We start from the raw sequence: 14,248 nt of genomic DNA, 5'->3' as shown, positions 1-14,248 counted from the left end.
GCTGAACGCCTTGCTCCTCAGCCTTTGGCGTAAAGCTCTGCATAGTTTTGCCTGAGCACGTTCTTCTGGACTTTACCCATGGTGTTTCGCGGCAGGTCATCGACGAAAACAACGCGTTTGGGCTGTTTGTAGCGGGCAAGACGGTCACTCAACGCACCGATAATCGCTTTTTCATCTACCGTCGCGCCGGGTTTGCGCACGACGATGGCTGTGACTCCCTCGCCAAAATCGGGGTGTGGGACGCCAATCACAGCGCTCTCGACAACACCGTCGATTGCATCAATTTCGCCTTCGACCTCTTTGGGGTAAATGTTGTAGCCACCTGAAATGACGAGGTCCTTGCCGCGTCCGATGATGTGCACATACCCCTCGGCATCCATCTTTCCGAGGTCGCCACTGATGAAGAAGCCGTCTGCCGTGAACTCGGCTGCGGTCTTTTCCGGCATGCGCCAGTAGCCCTTGAAAACATTCGGCCCCTTGATCTCGATCATGCCGGTTTCGCCGGTGGGCAGCTCGGTTCCGGTTGCAGGGTCGGTTACGCGCACGCTGACACCGGGCAGGGGGAAACCGACCGTTCCGGCGATACGCTTGCCATCATAGGGGTTGGAGGTGTTCATATTGGTTTCGGTCATGCCGTAGCGCTCCAATATCGCGTGTCCGGTGCGGGCGTGGAACTCATTATGGGTTTCGGCAAGCAATGGCGCCGAACCGGAGATGAACAGGCGAATATTGGAGACAGCGTCCTTGTTGAGGTGCGGGCTCTGCAAAAGTCGGACGTAGAAGGTTGGCACACCCATCATCAGAGTGGAATGCGGCATCAGCGACAGAACCTCTTCCGGATCGAACTTCGTCAGCAGATGCATGGATGCGCCTGAAAGCAGCGTCACATTGGTGGCGACGAAAAGGCCGTGCGTGTGAAAAATCGGCAAGGCGTGGATCAGCCGATCGTCTGCCGTAACCCGCCAGACGTCCTTCAAGGTCAGCGCATTGGACAAGAGGTTGTCGTGGGTCAGCATTGCGCCCTTGGACCGCCCTGTGGTGCCCGATGTGTAGAGGATGGCCGCCAGATCATCGGGAGCGCGCGGAGTATCGGCAAAGTCAGCGGGCGCATCGCGGGCCAGATCGAGCAGCGAACCGCTTCCATCGGCGTCCAGCGTTTCGACCATCGCGCCATATTTTTTGGCAATGGTCTCGACACCGTCGCGGGCGGAAGAGGCGACGACCACAAGCCGTGGCTCCGCATCGCCGACGAAATAATCGAGCTCGGCCAGCGTATAGGCGGTGTTGAGTGGCAGATAGACCGCACCGGCCCGCACACAGGCGAGATAAAGGATGAGCGCCTCGGCACTCTTTTCCACCTGCACGGCCACCCGGTCGCCGGGTTGAATGCCCAATCTGTCCATTGCGCTGGCAAAGCGGCCCGACAGGGCAATCGCGTCACCATAGGCCCATGTGTGGTCTTTGCCGACGCGGATGAAAGATGCGTCTTCCTGCGCCGCAGATCTGATTGCGTCGAATAGATGGTTGCTCACTTGCGCGCTCCTCCAAGCGTTGAGTTCATGATCTGGGCGAATGGCCCTTGTTGGCTGGCCTTCGTCCGACCGTCTTCGATGTGATTGAGAAAGCCTTTGACGTCCGCTGAAGCAATCACCTCGCCGCGCTGCGCCATGGCTTCATGGTTTGCGATGATATCGTCCAGCTTGTAGAGATAGTTGACCATCAGCCCATGCGCCTGCTGCATGGCCTTGGCAGAACGGTCTCCAAGAAAATTCAACTGTTCAAGCCGCGCTCCATTGCCCAGATGGAAACGGGCAACCGGGTCCACCGGTCGGCCCTCTGGGGTGCGCTCGGTGAGGAAGTAACGTGCTGCGAGCGGCAAAAGCACGCGCTCCAACTCTGCGGTGGCGGCTGCGTTTTCGTCCCAGCCGGGTTCATCCATCACCGTCAGGGTCTTGCGGACTGTTTCGGGCAGCGCGGCTTGTGCCGTTTCTGCGCGCAGCCTGGACAGCCAGCGGGCAAAGCCCGGCACAGGAGACAGCGTCACGAAATTCTTCAGGCCCGGCAGGTCCTTTCGCAGATCATCCACCACCTGTTTAATCAGGAAGTTGCCGAATGAAATGCCACGCAGTCCGTCCTGACAGTTGGAAATCGAATAGAAGACCGCCGTTGTTGCCTCATCCGCACGGATATGCTCGCGGCCCTCATCCAGCACATCTGCGATGGCGCGGGGCACGGACCGGGTGAGCGCGACCTCGACAAACACCAGGGGTTCGTCTACAAGGCGAGGGTGGAAGAATGCAAAGCAGCGGCGGTCGGCAGGGGCCAGACGGCGGCGTAGCTCTTCCCACCCTGCTATCTCGTGGACGGCCTCATATTTGATAATTTTTTCAAGGATATAGGCAGGTGTTGACCAGTCAATGGGCCTCAAGGTCAGGAAGCCGCGATTGAACCAGGAGCCGAACAGATGCGTGAAATCGGCGTCGAGCGCACGGTATCCCTCGGACTGGTCTTTTGCGCTGAGAAGTTGCTGGCGCATCTGCACAAGGCGGGCGGTGCCGTTGGGCGCGTGGTTCAGCCGGCGGAGAAGCTCCTGACGGCGTGACTCTGCTGCTTGATGGAGCGCAATGATCGAGGCCGAGCTCTTGTCGGATTGATACGTCTCGATGGCCTTTTCCAGAGCGCCTGCCTCGGGGCCGAACTTTTCATGCAGCATCTGGAAAAAGCTCTGTGTGCCTTCCTCATCCAGTGCCGTCCAGCGGTCCAGAATTTCGGCGGCCAGCGCCATGCCCGATGCCTCGCCGCGGCTCGACAGCAACATCTCGCAGAGTGTTTGAAGATCCAGTTCCGCGGGAGCACGGTTTGCACGCGAGCCGGAAAAAAGCAGCTGGCGCCCACGATCCGTGATGCTTTGCAACATGTCGGTAAAGAAGGAAGCCTCAGACATAGCCAATTTCCTCTATCGCCAGCCGGGCAGTGGCACTTCCCACGCTCCGGTTCCACGGGTAGTATATAGCAACAGATTTCTCGTACACGAATTATGCAATCGTGTATACAAGAATAGAATTTACGTATGAAGGAAGCAGTCTGATGTCAGAGAATACCGGCCGCTGGCTTCGCGACGAAATCGAAAATTCTATTCTTTCCAACGAGTTCAAGCCGGGCGAACGGCTTGACGAGACCGTGCTGGCAACCCGTTTCGGTGTCTCGCGCACGCCCGTTCGTGAGGCGCTGATGCAGCTCGACGCCATCGGCCTCATCGAGATCAGGCCAAGGCGCGGCGCCATTGTCATCGATCCGGGCCCGCACCGGGTCTACGAAATGTTCGAGGTCATGGCCGAGCTGGAAGGTCTTGCCGGGTCGCTTGCCGCGCGGCGGCTGGACGCAAGCTCGCGGCAGGCGATCACCGCGAACCATGAAAAGTGCAGGCAATCGGCCTCTGCCGGAGACAGCGACGCCTATTATTACGACAATGAAGAATTCCACAAAGCGATCTACGCAGCGGGCCGCAGCGCCTTTCTGGAAGAGCAATGTCTGCAACTGCACCGTCGGCTGCGCCCACACCGCCGTCTCCAGCTTCGCGTTCGCAACCGCCTCTCAACATCCTTTGCGGAGCATTGTGCTGTCGTAGACGCCATCTTTGCCGGAGATGGAGATCAAGCGCGCAACCTGCTGAGAGGGCATGTGGGCGTTCAGGGCGAACGATTCAGTGATCTTGTCGCCAGCATGGCAGCCAGATAGGCCCATAACAGGGTCGCTGGCCGAGCAAAACACGCTGCTGCTTGGCAGCCGCCATATCATTCCTCTCATACGGTGAACCCGTCAGCCCGTTCCCCATGCATGGCTGTCTTGCGTGTTTTCGGCAATGCGACGACAGATGCAGTTGTTTTCCAGATACGAGCATCTTGACAGAATAAAAAAAGGTGAGAAAAAGAGGAAGGTTTTATCCGCAACTGTTTTCCTGGCGGATGGTCTCCAAAGAACACGACCTCAGATGCCGGTATGCGGCACATGCGTGTAAGGTAAACGATGGCATACTCATTCAATAGCTGGCTCACCAGCTTGTTCCGACGTCATCATTATGATGCTGTCAGATTTGCCACACGCCTCGTCGGTAGCCGTGACAATGGTGAGGAGATTGTTCAGAATGCCTGGGTCAAGCTCTGCGCTCGCACAGCGGAAACTCCCATACTTCACCCTAAAACCTACCTGTTCACCGCCACCCGAAATGCGGCCATCGATTTTGCGACGCGAGAATATCGTGAGCGAAAATACCGGGTGGATGTCGACTCATTGACCGATGCTGATGTGGCTGATGATACGTTTCGGCAATATGAACTGCGCAGGCAGCTTGCGATCATCGCCATCTCGCTCAACGAATTGCCATCCCCATGCCGGAAAGCTTTCGTGCTGAACAAGCTGGAGGGGCGAACCCACCGTGAAATAGCACAAAAACTCGGAATCTCAGTCAGCATGGTGGAAAAGCATATTGTCCGCGCCCTGCTGCATTGCCGAAATCTGGTAAGCTGAGCAGCTGGCAAATGAGAAATATGTCTAAAAATCCACAATCTCACCCAGCCAGCGGTCAAACAAAATCGGTGGCGCCTATGTCTCCTGATCCCGATGTCGGCACGACCCTGTCCGATGAAGCTTTGCTTTGGATCGTGCGGCTTCACTCTGGCTCAGCGGTTAAGGATGACTGGAACCGCCATGCGGAATGGTGTGCGACAAGCCTCGCCCACAAGCGGGCCGCAGTTGAGGCGCAGGCGCTGTGGGACAGCATGTCTCACTTACAGGTAGAGGCATCAAGCGGATTCATCAAACTGGAACGCGGGAAGAAAAGCGTTTCGCGGAGGCAGTTTTTGCTGGGCTGTGCAGGTTTGGGAACTGCTGTCGGCATCGGGCATGCTGTTTGGTCTTCCGGAGTGGTCAATCGGATGTCGGCAGACTACGCGACGTCAACGGCCTCGTCTCGTACCGTCGAACTGCCAGATGGATCGAGGGTATCCCTCAATGCCTGCTCTGCGATTGACGTCTATTTTGAAGGTGCCCTTCGAAAAGTGGTGTTGCGAACCGGCCAAGCCTATTTCGAGGTTGCGGCAGATTCAAACCGGCCGTTTGAAGTTATTGCTGGAGATGTTTCGGTGACGGCTCTCGGAACGGCCTTTGATGTTTCTTTGGAACAAGCTGATATGGGCGTCGAGGTCGCCGTGGTTGAACACGCCGTGCGCATCAAATCCGGTCTCAGCTCTTCAATTCAGATCGAGGCTGGGCAAAAAGTGGCAATCGATCCATCGGGTAAAATCGGTGCAGTCGTTGCGCAGGATGTGTCGATCACGTCGGCGTGGCTTGATGGCAAATATGTCGCCGAAGGACGTTCACTCTCGGAGGTGGTTGCGGCTTTGTCCAATTGGCACTCGGGCGTGATCCTCATCACGGATTCCTCGCTTCAATCCATGACCATCAATACGGTGCTGGATCTCAGGGATCCGCTCGGATCTCTCGACGCTCTCGAAGCCGGCCTGCCTATTTTCGTTCGCCACATAGGCAACTATATCACTCTAATTTCAATGGTTTAGTTTATTATGAGTATTTTTATCATATTTCATTGAGGTTTTTTCCATCGCGTCCGGTCTTACCATATGACGGGCGCAAGAATTGTGTGACGACGAAGGTCCCGTCTGAATATGGATAGGGGACTATTATGAGAATAAGACCTAGGACGCAGTGGTTGAGAGGATTTCTGGTGGCATCCACGGCCATCATTCCGCCCACAGCAACATCGATCGCGCATGCTCAGGAACAGAAAAGCACGACGTCGGCACAGATTTCATTCGACATTCCCGCACAGGCTCTTGCTCGATCACTCAACGCATTTGCCCGGGCCAGCAACATCAAGATTGCCTATTCCGCAGCGCTTGCAAAAGATAAATCTGCACCTGCGTTGAAAGGTCGTTTTACCAAAGAAAGTGCGCTGGCGCGCCTATTGGCCGGGAGCGACCTTTCCTACAGCTTTACCAGTGAAGGTTCGGTGACGATCTCCAAGCCACAAGTCAGCGACGCCAATGTGGGTTCCGATGGCTCAACAGTCCTCGAGACCATCACCATCAGTGGTGCGCGTGGTGGTACGGTGCCAACGGACGCTGAGCTTGAGGCTGGAACCTATCAGGGCGCGGGGACCTCGGGATATATCTCGCAGGAAAATATCCAGCGTTTTCGCGGCTCTTCTCCGGGTGACATGCTGACGGGAATTCCCGGCGTGTTGAACGGTGAAAATCGAAACTCGGGTGCGCTCGACGTCAATATTCGCGGCATGCAGGGACAGGGCCGTTCTCCGGTGGTGATTGACGGGGCATTGCAGGAAAGCACGGTCTATCGCGGCTATGCGGGGATGGCCGGACGAACATATGTCGACCCGGATTTCATCGGTGGCGTGAGTATTGAAAAGGGGCCGAGTGCAGCTGCGGACGGAACAGGCGCCATAGGTGGTATCGTGCGTGCGCGCACGCTCAACGCCGGGGACATCATTGCGCCCGGTGGAACATGGGGTGTTGTCGTAAGAGGAGGGCTTTCCGGCAATTCGGCAAGCCCTCCTGAGGCGGCCACAATAGGCGGCAGCGAGCCAGCCGTCCGTAACTATAATAGGCCTGATCCCTTTGATCTAAGGGGAAAGAATGGCTCCGTTACCGCCGCGTATCGTTCAGAGATGATTGACATTATTGTCGGGCGCGCGGAACGCGATAACGGGAATTATTTCGCAGGAGAAAGCGGGATAAACCCAAGTTTCTGGAAAGGTGGAGCGCACCCTTTTACGTATGGTGAGCAGGTCACGAATACGTCGATGGATAATACATCCCATATGGTGAAAACGGTCCTGCGGCCAAACGAAAACCACACGCTCGACCTGTCCTATATGCGCTATGAGAGTCTGTTCGGCGAAATGAAGCCGTCGCAGCTGATGTGGGCTGACACTGCTTACCAGACCACCTCTGAGGTTGAAGTCGACACTTATACGGCGCGTTACAGATACAAGCCCGAAAATCCGTTGATCGATCTGCGCGCCGATCTTTGGGCGACGAATGTTGACAGTTTCAATGTTGACCCCGTCCGGACTGTTTGGGCAGGCCAACTGTATAATGATGACATGTTCGCCGCGACTCTTTCCGAGCGCTGGGGCCTTACGGTGTTCAACACCTCAAGATTTTCCGGCGATGCCGGCGATCTGGCTGTCAGTTATGGTTTCGCGCATGATCAGGAAGATTTCGGCAAATCGAAATCGTGGGATTCCTTGAATGCTCAATATCCCGGGAGGGCTTGGGACAATACGAGGGCGGGTTGGCGCAGGCAGGATAGTTACTTCGGAAACGTTGAGTACAAACCGGAGCAATGGGTCACATTGACCGCAGGCCTCCGGCATATCGACTCGACCGTTCAGGATGAAAATCCGGGCATAAGCTGGGTACAGGAAGGACGGCTCAATCGTGACGAGGCTTCTGGATGGGCGCCTTCATTCTCCGCATTGGTGGAGCCGGTAAAGGGTATCCAGTTTTATGGTCGTTATGCCGAGGCTCTGCGAGCAGCGAGCTCTTTTGAAGGTACACAAGGATTTTCCAGCTCGGTCAACCCATACACAAATCTCTTGCCTGAACACGCCCACAACACTGAAGTTGGTGTGAATTTACAGAAGTACGGCATCTTCACACCAGACGATCTTTTTCAGGCCAAAGCCGGTTGGTTCAGAAACGATGTGACCAATTATATCACGCTTGGAAGTGAGAAATTGACGACATCAGCTGGGTATTCGACCGATATGCTCGTCATGAGCAACATTCCACGGGTCTCGACTCAGGGCGTCGAAATATCGGCGAGCTATGATGCGGGACGGTATTATGGCTCTTTGAGCGGTACCGAATACACCGAAATCGAAAGTTGCTACGCACGGTCACCAGCGTCTGCTGCCCTATGCTATGATGGTATGCCGAAGACCAGCTATGCCTTTTTCAAGGAGCATATTCCGCCAAAGCGGAGCTTCTCTGCCACGATTGGTGGCCGTTTCTTCGATGAAAAGCTCTCACTTGGCGCGCGCTACACGCATATTGAAACTGAACCGGGCTATGAGCTTGTTGACCTTTTTGGAAGCTATCGCGTGTCAGACACTGCAACGCTGTCATTCACAGTCGATAATTTATTCGACAAATATTATGTCGATACGCTTAGTCTTGGAAAGGAAGTGGCTCTTCTTCCCTCTCCGGGCCGGACGATACGGGTCAACTTCGTAAGCCGGTTTGGTGATGGCAATCGGGAAGCCGTTCTCTCTGCAGATGCGCGCAACCTCGTTGCCTCGCGGTCAGACGATGCCGCTCCTGCCATGGGCAGTTTCGACGGCAACTGGACCGGCTTTTATGTCGGTGCGGATTGGGGCGGAAAGCACTTTTCAGCAAGTGGAGACACGACCGCTGCCGGTGGTGCGAGCAGTGCCATCGCGGCTTCCGAAAAGACTGACCGCGATGCTAATTCCATTCTGGGTGGATTGCACGCCGGTTATAATCACCAGTTTGGTAACGGTACGGTTTTGGGCTTTGAAGTTGACGGGGGTTTTACACGCGCTCGAGGAGAGCAGGGGATGCCGGTGTCCGCGTTCACCCAGGCTTTACAGGCAGAATACCACCAGAGTTATGGTGCTGAAACATCAGGGCGTGTGCGTCTTGGGCAGTCGTTCGGCAGGACCCTCCTCTATGGCACCGGTGGTGTTGGCTTGGTGCAAGAAAAGCAAAAAAGAACCCAGTATCGTCAAATTGGCTCTGAGACGAGACCTTACTTTTCGGAAACCGAAGAGAAACTTCGACCCGGTATGGTTCTTGGAGGCGGCTTGGAGTTCGCTTTCAGCGACAGGCTTTCATTGAGAACGGAGTATTTATTCGGCTATTACCCCGACAAGAAATTCGACTTTGAACGCGCCAGTCAGAACATCCAAGGTGGGGCGGATGTACCCATTGGCCGCGAAGCGAGTAATACGCTGAAGACCCACAGCCTGCGCGTCGGCCTCAATTACCATTTTTGAGATGTGTAACTGACGCCTTTTACGCCGCATAGCCCTACTACCGGTTTCATGGAGACACCGAGTTGAGGTGTTCCTCCTGAAACCGGAGGGCATTCAGCTTTTCATACCCAGCCCCTTGTCGTGCTACCGGAGCCTAAAGGCTTCGGTAGCCCCCTCGAAGCGGCCAAGTGATTGGCCAGTTTTGCAGACCGGGCAAATCTCTTTTCCCTGCACGCTTATTCATACGAGGCAACAACGGTGCCAAGCTGCCGTCAGTGACACATTGTCATTTGACTGGGGCTGTCGGCGATATCGCCGGTCCGTTGCCGCTTTTCGCCGTCCACCGGGATCAAGGGACGGTTATCCATCCTGGATGACGTCAAGCGGTGAATAGGAAACGGCCCAGGCATCGTAAACGCAGAGAACTGCGATACAATAAGGGGAACACAATATGCGTCCAAGTCTGTTTTCAACGGTTTTAATGGCCGGGATTGCGTTTTCGTCGGGGGCGAACGCAGAGATCAAGATCGGTTTCATCACCTCCCTCAGCGGCAACGGTGCCGCCATCGGTATTCCCTATTCCAAGGGCATCAAGGCCGCCCAGACCTATAAGGGCGAGATCGGCGGCGAAAAGATCACCGTGATCGAACTCGATGACGGGACAGATCCTTCGGCAGCGGCACGCAATGCGCGCAAGCTCATCGAGGAAGAAAAGGTCGATCTGGTCATCGGGGCTGCGACCGCGCCATCGTCGTCTGCCGTGATGACCGTGGCAAAAGAACTCAAGGTTCCAATGCTGGCCGTTGCCCCCGTCAGCCTGCAGGCGGGCAATGATCAGTGGGGCGTCGTTCTGCCCCAGCCCGCAATGCTGATGGCTAGCGTCATCGCAGACCGCATCAAGCGCGATAACCGCAACAATGTCGCGCTCATCGGCTTTTCCGATGCATGGGGGGACCTGTGCCTGGCGGGCGCAAAGGCCGCCGAAACCGCGGGCAAGATTACGCTTGTGGCCGATGAGCGATACGCCCGCACTGATACCTCAGTAACGGGGCAGGTGCTGAAGATCATGGCCCGCAAGCCTGATGCCATTCTCTTGGGGTCTTCAGCCACGCAGGCTGCCCTTCCGCCGCTGGAACTGGCCAAACGCGGCTATAAGGGCGGCATTTACGGGCTTGCGCCCGTCGTCAGCGATGATTTCATTCGCGTTGGCGGCAAGGCTGTTGAGGGCGTCAAGGTGACCATCGGCCCTGTTGTCGTTGCCGAGCAGTTGCCCGATGACCATTACGCCAAAAAACTGTCTTTGGCCTTCCGTGCAGCCTATGAAAAAGCCAATGGCTCTTCCACGCGGGACAATTTTTCCGCCTATGGTTTCGATGCCTGGATGGTCTTTCTGAATGCTGCTGAGCAGGCGCTGAAGACAAACAAGCCAGGCACCGCCGAGTTTCGCGTTGCCCTCAAGGATGCGATCCTGACCTCCACGGAAGTGGCCGGCGTGCATGGTGTCTACAATTTCAGAAAGGGCAATTTCTACGGCGTGGACGATCGCTCGCTTGTGGTCGTCAAGCTGGTGGATGGCGCCTGGAAATACGAACCCTGATACCTGCCAATCGCCACGAGCCCGGCGCCCGACTTGGTGCCCGCCCCGTCATCGGGGTGGGCGAACCTTCCGCTTGGAGAGCCTTTGATGGATTTCGATACCGCCTCGATCCTCGCTGTCGACGGGCTGTCTTCTGGTGCGGTCTATATTCTGATCGCCATTGGAACAGTCCTGATTTTTACCGTCACACGCGTGGTCTTTATTCCCTTCGGCGACATCGCCGCCTTTTCTGCGCTTACGCTGGCGGCGCTGGAAGCAAATCGCCAACCCGGCACGATCGGGCTTGTAGCGATCCTGGCGTGCCTTGCCTTTGCGCTTGAACTGACGAGCCTTGCCCGCACGAAGCGCCTCCACCAGCTCTGGCGCGCGGCACTTTTCTATCTTGTGCTGCCGCTTTCTCTCATGAGCTTGGTCTGGCTCTCGGCACCGCTCTATCAGACATCGATGGTCCTGCGCATCGTCTTTACCCTCATCCTCATCGTTCCGATTGCGCCCCTGCTGGACCGGATCGTCTACCGGCCCATTGCTGATGGCTCGGTTCTTCTTTTGCTGATCGTATCGATGGCGCTCCATTTCGCGCTTGTCGGCATTGGGCTTCTGTTCTTCGGTGCAGAAGGTGTGCGCACCCAGCCGCTGACGGAAGAGATTTTCTTCGTGGGCAATGTCGTCGTTACAGGGCAGGCCATCCTCATCATGATGGCGGCGGTCGTTTTCAGCCTTCTTCTCTATCTGTTCTTCGAGTTTACCCTTGTCGGCAAATCGCTGCGGGCAACGGCGATCAACAGAACAGGCGCACGGCTGATGGGCATCCGCCCGGAAAGGTCAGGTGCCATTGCCTATATCGTCGGATCGCTGATGGCCGGTGTATCGGGCATCCTCATCGCGCCGGTCAACACGATCTTTTATGATTCGGGCTTCCTGCTCGGCCTTCGCGCCTTCGTCGGAGCCATTATCGGCGGCATGGTCAGTTACCCCGGCACTCTCGTCGGCAGCCTGTTCGTCGGCATTCTGGAAAGCTTCTCGTCCTTTTATGACAGCTCTTTCCGCGATGTGATCGTGTTCTCCCTGCTGATCCCGATTCTGGTTTTCCGGTCCTTCAAGACTGCCCATAGCGAGGAGCATGACGAAGAATGAACCGCACCTATCTCTTGAGCGGCCTTGCTATCGGATTGATATGCCTGGGCTTTGCACCGCTGGTCTTTGACCCTTTCACCATCACGCTTCTGAACTATATCGGCATCTATGCGCTTGTCGCCATCGGGCTGTCCCTGCTCACAGGGGTTGCGGGCATTGTGTCTTTCGGGCAGGCCGCCTTCGTCGGCGTCGCCGCCTATACGTCCGCATGGGTCACGACGGCGGCCGGTGGCTCGGCCTGGCTTGGTCTTGCAGCCGGGCTTGTGCTGACATGCCTCTGTGCCTTTATCCTCGGCGCCATGACATTGCGGCTGAAGGGGCATTTTCTGTCTCTCAGCACCATTGCCTGGGGGCTTGCCATCGGCTTCCTGTTCGGCAATCTGGAGACGCTGGGCAAGCACAACGGACTTGCCAACATTCCGCCCATCAGTCTTGGCGGATATCCCCTGGTAAGCAGCGGCCAGATCTTCTACCTGATCTGGGTCATTGTCGGCCTTGCGCTTCTCTTGGTCTACAATCTGCTCGATTCCCGCGCGGGACGTGCGATGCGGATGTTGCGCGGTGGCAATACCCTTGTGGAAAGCCTCGGGATCGATCCCTTCCGCGTTAAAATCAGCTGCTTCGTCATTGCCGCCGCACTGGCTGCGATTTCCGGTTGGCTTTACGCGCATATGAGCCGGTTCGTCAGCCCCGCGCCCTTCGAGCCCCTGATGGGGATCGAATATCTGATGATGGCCATGGTCGGTGGGGCGGGCAGCCCGCTGGGCGGCATTATTGGCGCAGCCATCGTTACATTGTTGAAGAACGGCATACAGGATTATCTCCATTACGTCGTCAGCGGTGCCGGACAGTTGGAGACTGTGGCCTTCGGGGTTCTTTTCCTCCTCTTCCTGCAATATTCCCGGCAGGGGCTCGTTCACGTTCTCGCACCCCTCCTGCCTCGCTCTCGTCCGCCCTTGCCCGAAAAGGCCGCCGATCTGCCGGAAAGACAAAGGCCCAAAAAAGGCAGCCTGCTTTTGCGGGTCGAGGACGCGGAGCGTCGTTTCGGCGGCCTCGTGGCCGTCAACAAGGTCAGTTTCGACGTGAAGGCTGGCGAAATCCTGGCACTCATCGGACCAAACGGCGCTGGCAAAAGCACCATGTTCAACCTGCTGACGGGTGCACTTGCGCTTTCGTCAGGGCGCATCAGCTTTGGTGAACTTGATATCGCCCGCAGCAGGCAGAGCACGATTGCGCGCGCTGGCATAGGTCGCACGTTCCAGCACGTGAAGTTGCGGCCGAAGATGACGCTTCTGGAAAACGTCATGGTGGGTGCCTATCCCCGTACCCGCAGCGGGTTGTTTTCCGCGTTTCTGCGCTTGAACCGGGCGGAAGAGGCCATCGTTCGGCACCGTGCGCTGCAGGAGCTTCATCGTGTCGGGCTTGGCGACAAGCCTTTTGAACTGGCTGGCAACCTTCCATTGGGTAGCCAGCGTGTTTTGGAAATTGCCCGTGCGCTCGCCTCGGATCCTGTTCTTCTGGTGCTTGATGAACCTGCTGCCGGTCTGCGGCGGCAGGAGAAGATGGCGCTTGCGGATTTGCTGCGGTCGCTGCGCGACGAGAGCAACCTGACCATCCTGATTGTCGAGCACGACATGGACTTCGTGATGTCGCTGGTCGACAGGATCGTTGTGATGGATTTCGGACAGCGGATTAGCGAGGGCACGCCTGAGATGATCCGCAACGACCCGCGTGTTCAGGAAGCCTATCTGGGAGGTGTCGCGTGACTGTCCTGCTTCAAATCGACGATCTCCACGTCTCCTACGGCAAGGTCGAGGCCGTTCGCGGTGTGTCCTTCAAGGTCCGGCAAGGGGAGGTGGCAACGGTCATCGGCCCCAATGGCGCGGGCAAGACCACCATGATGTCCGCCATCATGGGCATGATGCCGTCGCTCGGTACGATCAGCTTCAACGGGCAACCCATCGGTCGCCTGTCCGTCGAGGAACGGGTCGAATTGGGCATCTGCCTTGTTCCTGAGAAGCGCGAACTCTTTGCCGAGATGAGCGTCAGGGACAATCTCGTTCTGGGTGCCTATAGTGTCTATCAGCGACAGACGGTGAAGGCAGAGCTTGAAGTCATCTACGAGCTCTTTCCCCGGCTGAAACAGAGAAGACAACAGGAGGCCGGCACATTGTCGGGCGGCGAGCGCCAGATGCTCGCCTTGGGCCGGGCGCTGATGTCGAAGCCGAAGCTGCTCATTCTGGACGAGCCAAGCCTTGGACTGGCTCCCCTGATCGTGCATGAGATCTTCGCCAAGATCGGTGTGATGCGCGGGCAGGGCCTGTCCGTTCTTCTGGTGGAGCAGAACGCCAAGGCCGCTCTCCAGCTGGCCGACACGGGTTACGTGCTGGAAACGGGCGAAATCGTGCAGCAGGGCGAGGCGAAAGGTTTGATGGACGATCCCAGACTTGTTTCGATCTATCTGGGTGGGCATTAGCGCT

At 56.8% G+C, this 14,248-nt stretch carries 10 protein-coding genes; 8 read left to right on the top strand and 2 right to left on the bottom strand.

All coding sequences use genetic code 11. The annotated features are described in order from the left end of the window. Positions 1 to 17: 17 nt before the first annotated feature. Positions 18 to 1,532: a malonyl-CoA synthase gene (locus tag RQI55_RS17740; RefSeq protein WP_311273061.1), complete on the bottom strand. Its 1,515-nt coding sequence runs from the start codon at positions 1,530 to 1,532 to the stop codon at positions 18 to 20. Continuing rightward, on the bottom strand, positions 1,529 to 2,944 hold the full coding sequence (locus RQI55_RS17735) for a malonyl-CoA decarboxylase (protein ID WP_311273060.1): 1,416 nt from the start codon (positions 2,942 to 2,944) through the stop codon (positions 1,529 to 1,531). Before RQI55_RS17735 ends, RQI55_RS17740 begins: the two co-directional genes overlap by 4 nt. A 143-nt stretch (positions 2,945 to 3,087) precedes the next feature. Here RQI55_RS17735 and RQI55_RS17730 point away from each other — a divergent pair, with 143 nt between their 5' ends. From RQI55_RS17730 to RQI55_RS17695, 8 genes are all read left to right on the top strand, one after another. Then, complete coding sequence (locus RQI55_RS17730) at positions 3,088 to 3,738, top strand: GntR family transcriptional regulator (RefSeq protein ID WP_192066080.1); 651 nt, start codon at positions 3,088 to 3,090, stop codon at positions 3,736 to 3,738. Positions 3,739 to 4,059: 321 nt separating this feature from the next. Continuing rightward, positions 4,060 to 4,527, top strand: a complete 468-nt coding sequence (locus RQI55_RS17725; protein WP_311273059.1) for a sigma-70 family RNA polymerase sigma factor — start codon at positions 4,060 to 4,062, stop codon at positions 4,525 to 4,527. 77 nt (positions 4,528 to 4,604) lie between these two features. After that, the gene (locus RQI55_RS17720) at positions 4,605 to 5,576 is read left to right on the top strand and encodes a FecR domain-containing protein (RefSeq protein ID WP_311273058.1); all 972 of its coding nucleotides are present in this window, start codon (positions 4,605 to 4,607) and stop codon (positions 5,574 to 5,576) included. A 167-nt stretch (positions 5,577 to 5,743) separates the two neighbouring features. Next, the gene (locus RQI55_RS17715; protein ID WP_311273057.1) at positions 5,744 to 9,058 is read left to right on the top strand and encodes a TonB-dependent receptor domain-containing protein; all 3,315 of its coding nucleotides are present in this window, start codon (positions 5,744 to 5,746) and stop codon (positions 9,056 to 9,058) included. Positions 9,059 to 9,488: 430 nt separating this feature from the next. Further along, positions 9,489 to 10,634, top strand: coding sequence for an ABC transporter substrate-binding protein (locus tag RQI55_RS17710; RefSeq protein ID WP_311273056.1), 1,146 nt, complete (start codon positions 9,489 to 9,491; stop codon positions 10,632 to 10,634). Between the two features lie 87 nt (positions 10,635 to 10,721). Next, positions 10,722 to 11,768: a branched-chain amino acid ABC transporter permease gene (locus RQI55_RS17705; protein WP_042616833.1), complete on the top strand. Its 1,047-nt coding sequence runs from the start codon at positions 10,722 to 10,724 to the stop codon at positions 11,766 to 11,768. Next, on the top strand, positions 11,765 to 13,534 hold the full coding sequence (locus tag RQI55_RS17700) for a branched-chain amino acid ABC transporter ATP-binding protein/permease (protein ID WP_311273055.1): 1,770 nt from the start codon (positions 11,765 to 11,767) through the stop codon (positions 13,532 to 13,534). The genes RQI55_RS17705 and RQI55_RS17700 overlap by 4 nt, the downstream gene beginning before the upstream one ends. After that, the gene (locus RQI55_RS17695; RefSeq protein ID WP_042616834.1) at positions 13,531 to 14,244 is read left to right on the top strand and encodes an ABC transporter ATP-binding protein; all 714 of its coding nucleotides are present in this window, start codon (positions 13,531 to 13,533) and stop codon (positions 14,242 to 14,244) included. The genes RQI55_RS17700 and RQI55_RS17695 overlap by 4 nt, the downstream gene beginning before the upstream one ends. Positions 14,245 to 14,248 lie beyond the last annotated feature (4 nt).

Source organism: Rhizobium sp. WCS2018Hpa-16 (genome assembly GCF_031843705.1).
Taxonomy (GTDB): domain Bacteria; phylum Pseudomonadota; class Alphaproteobacteria; order Rhizobiales; family Rhizobiaceae; genus Agrobacterium; species Agrobacterium tumefaciens_C.
The sequence above is the reverse complement of the archived record's forward strand: the minus strand, read 5'-3'. Positions and strand labels throughout refer to the sequence as shown.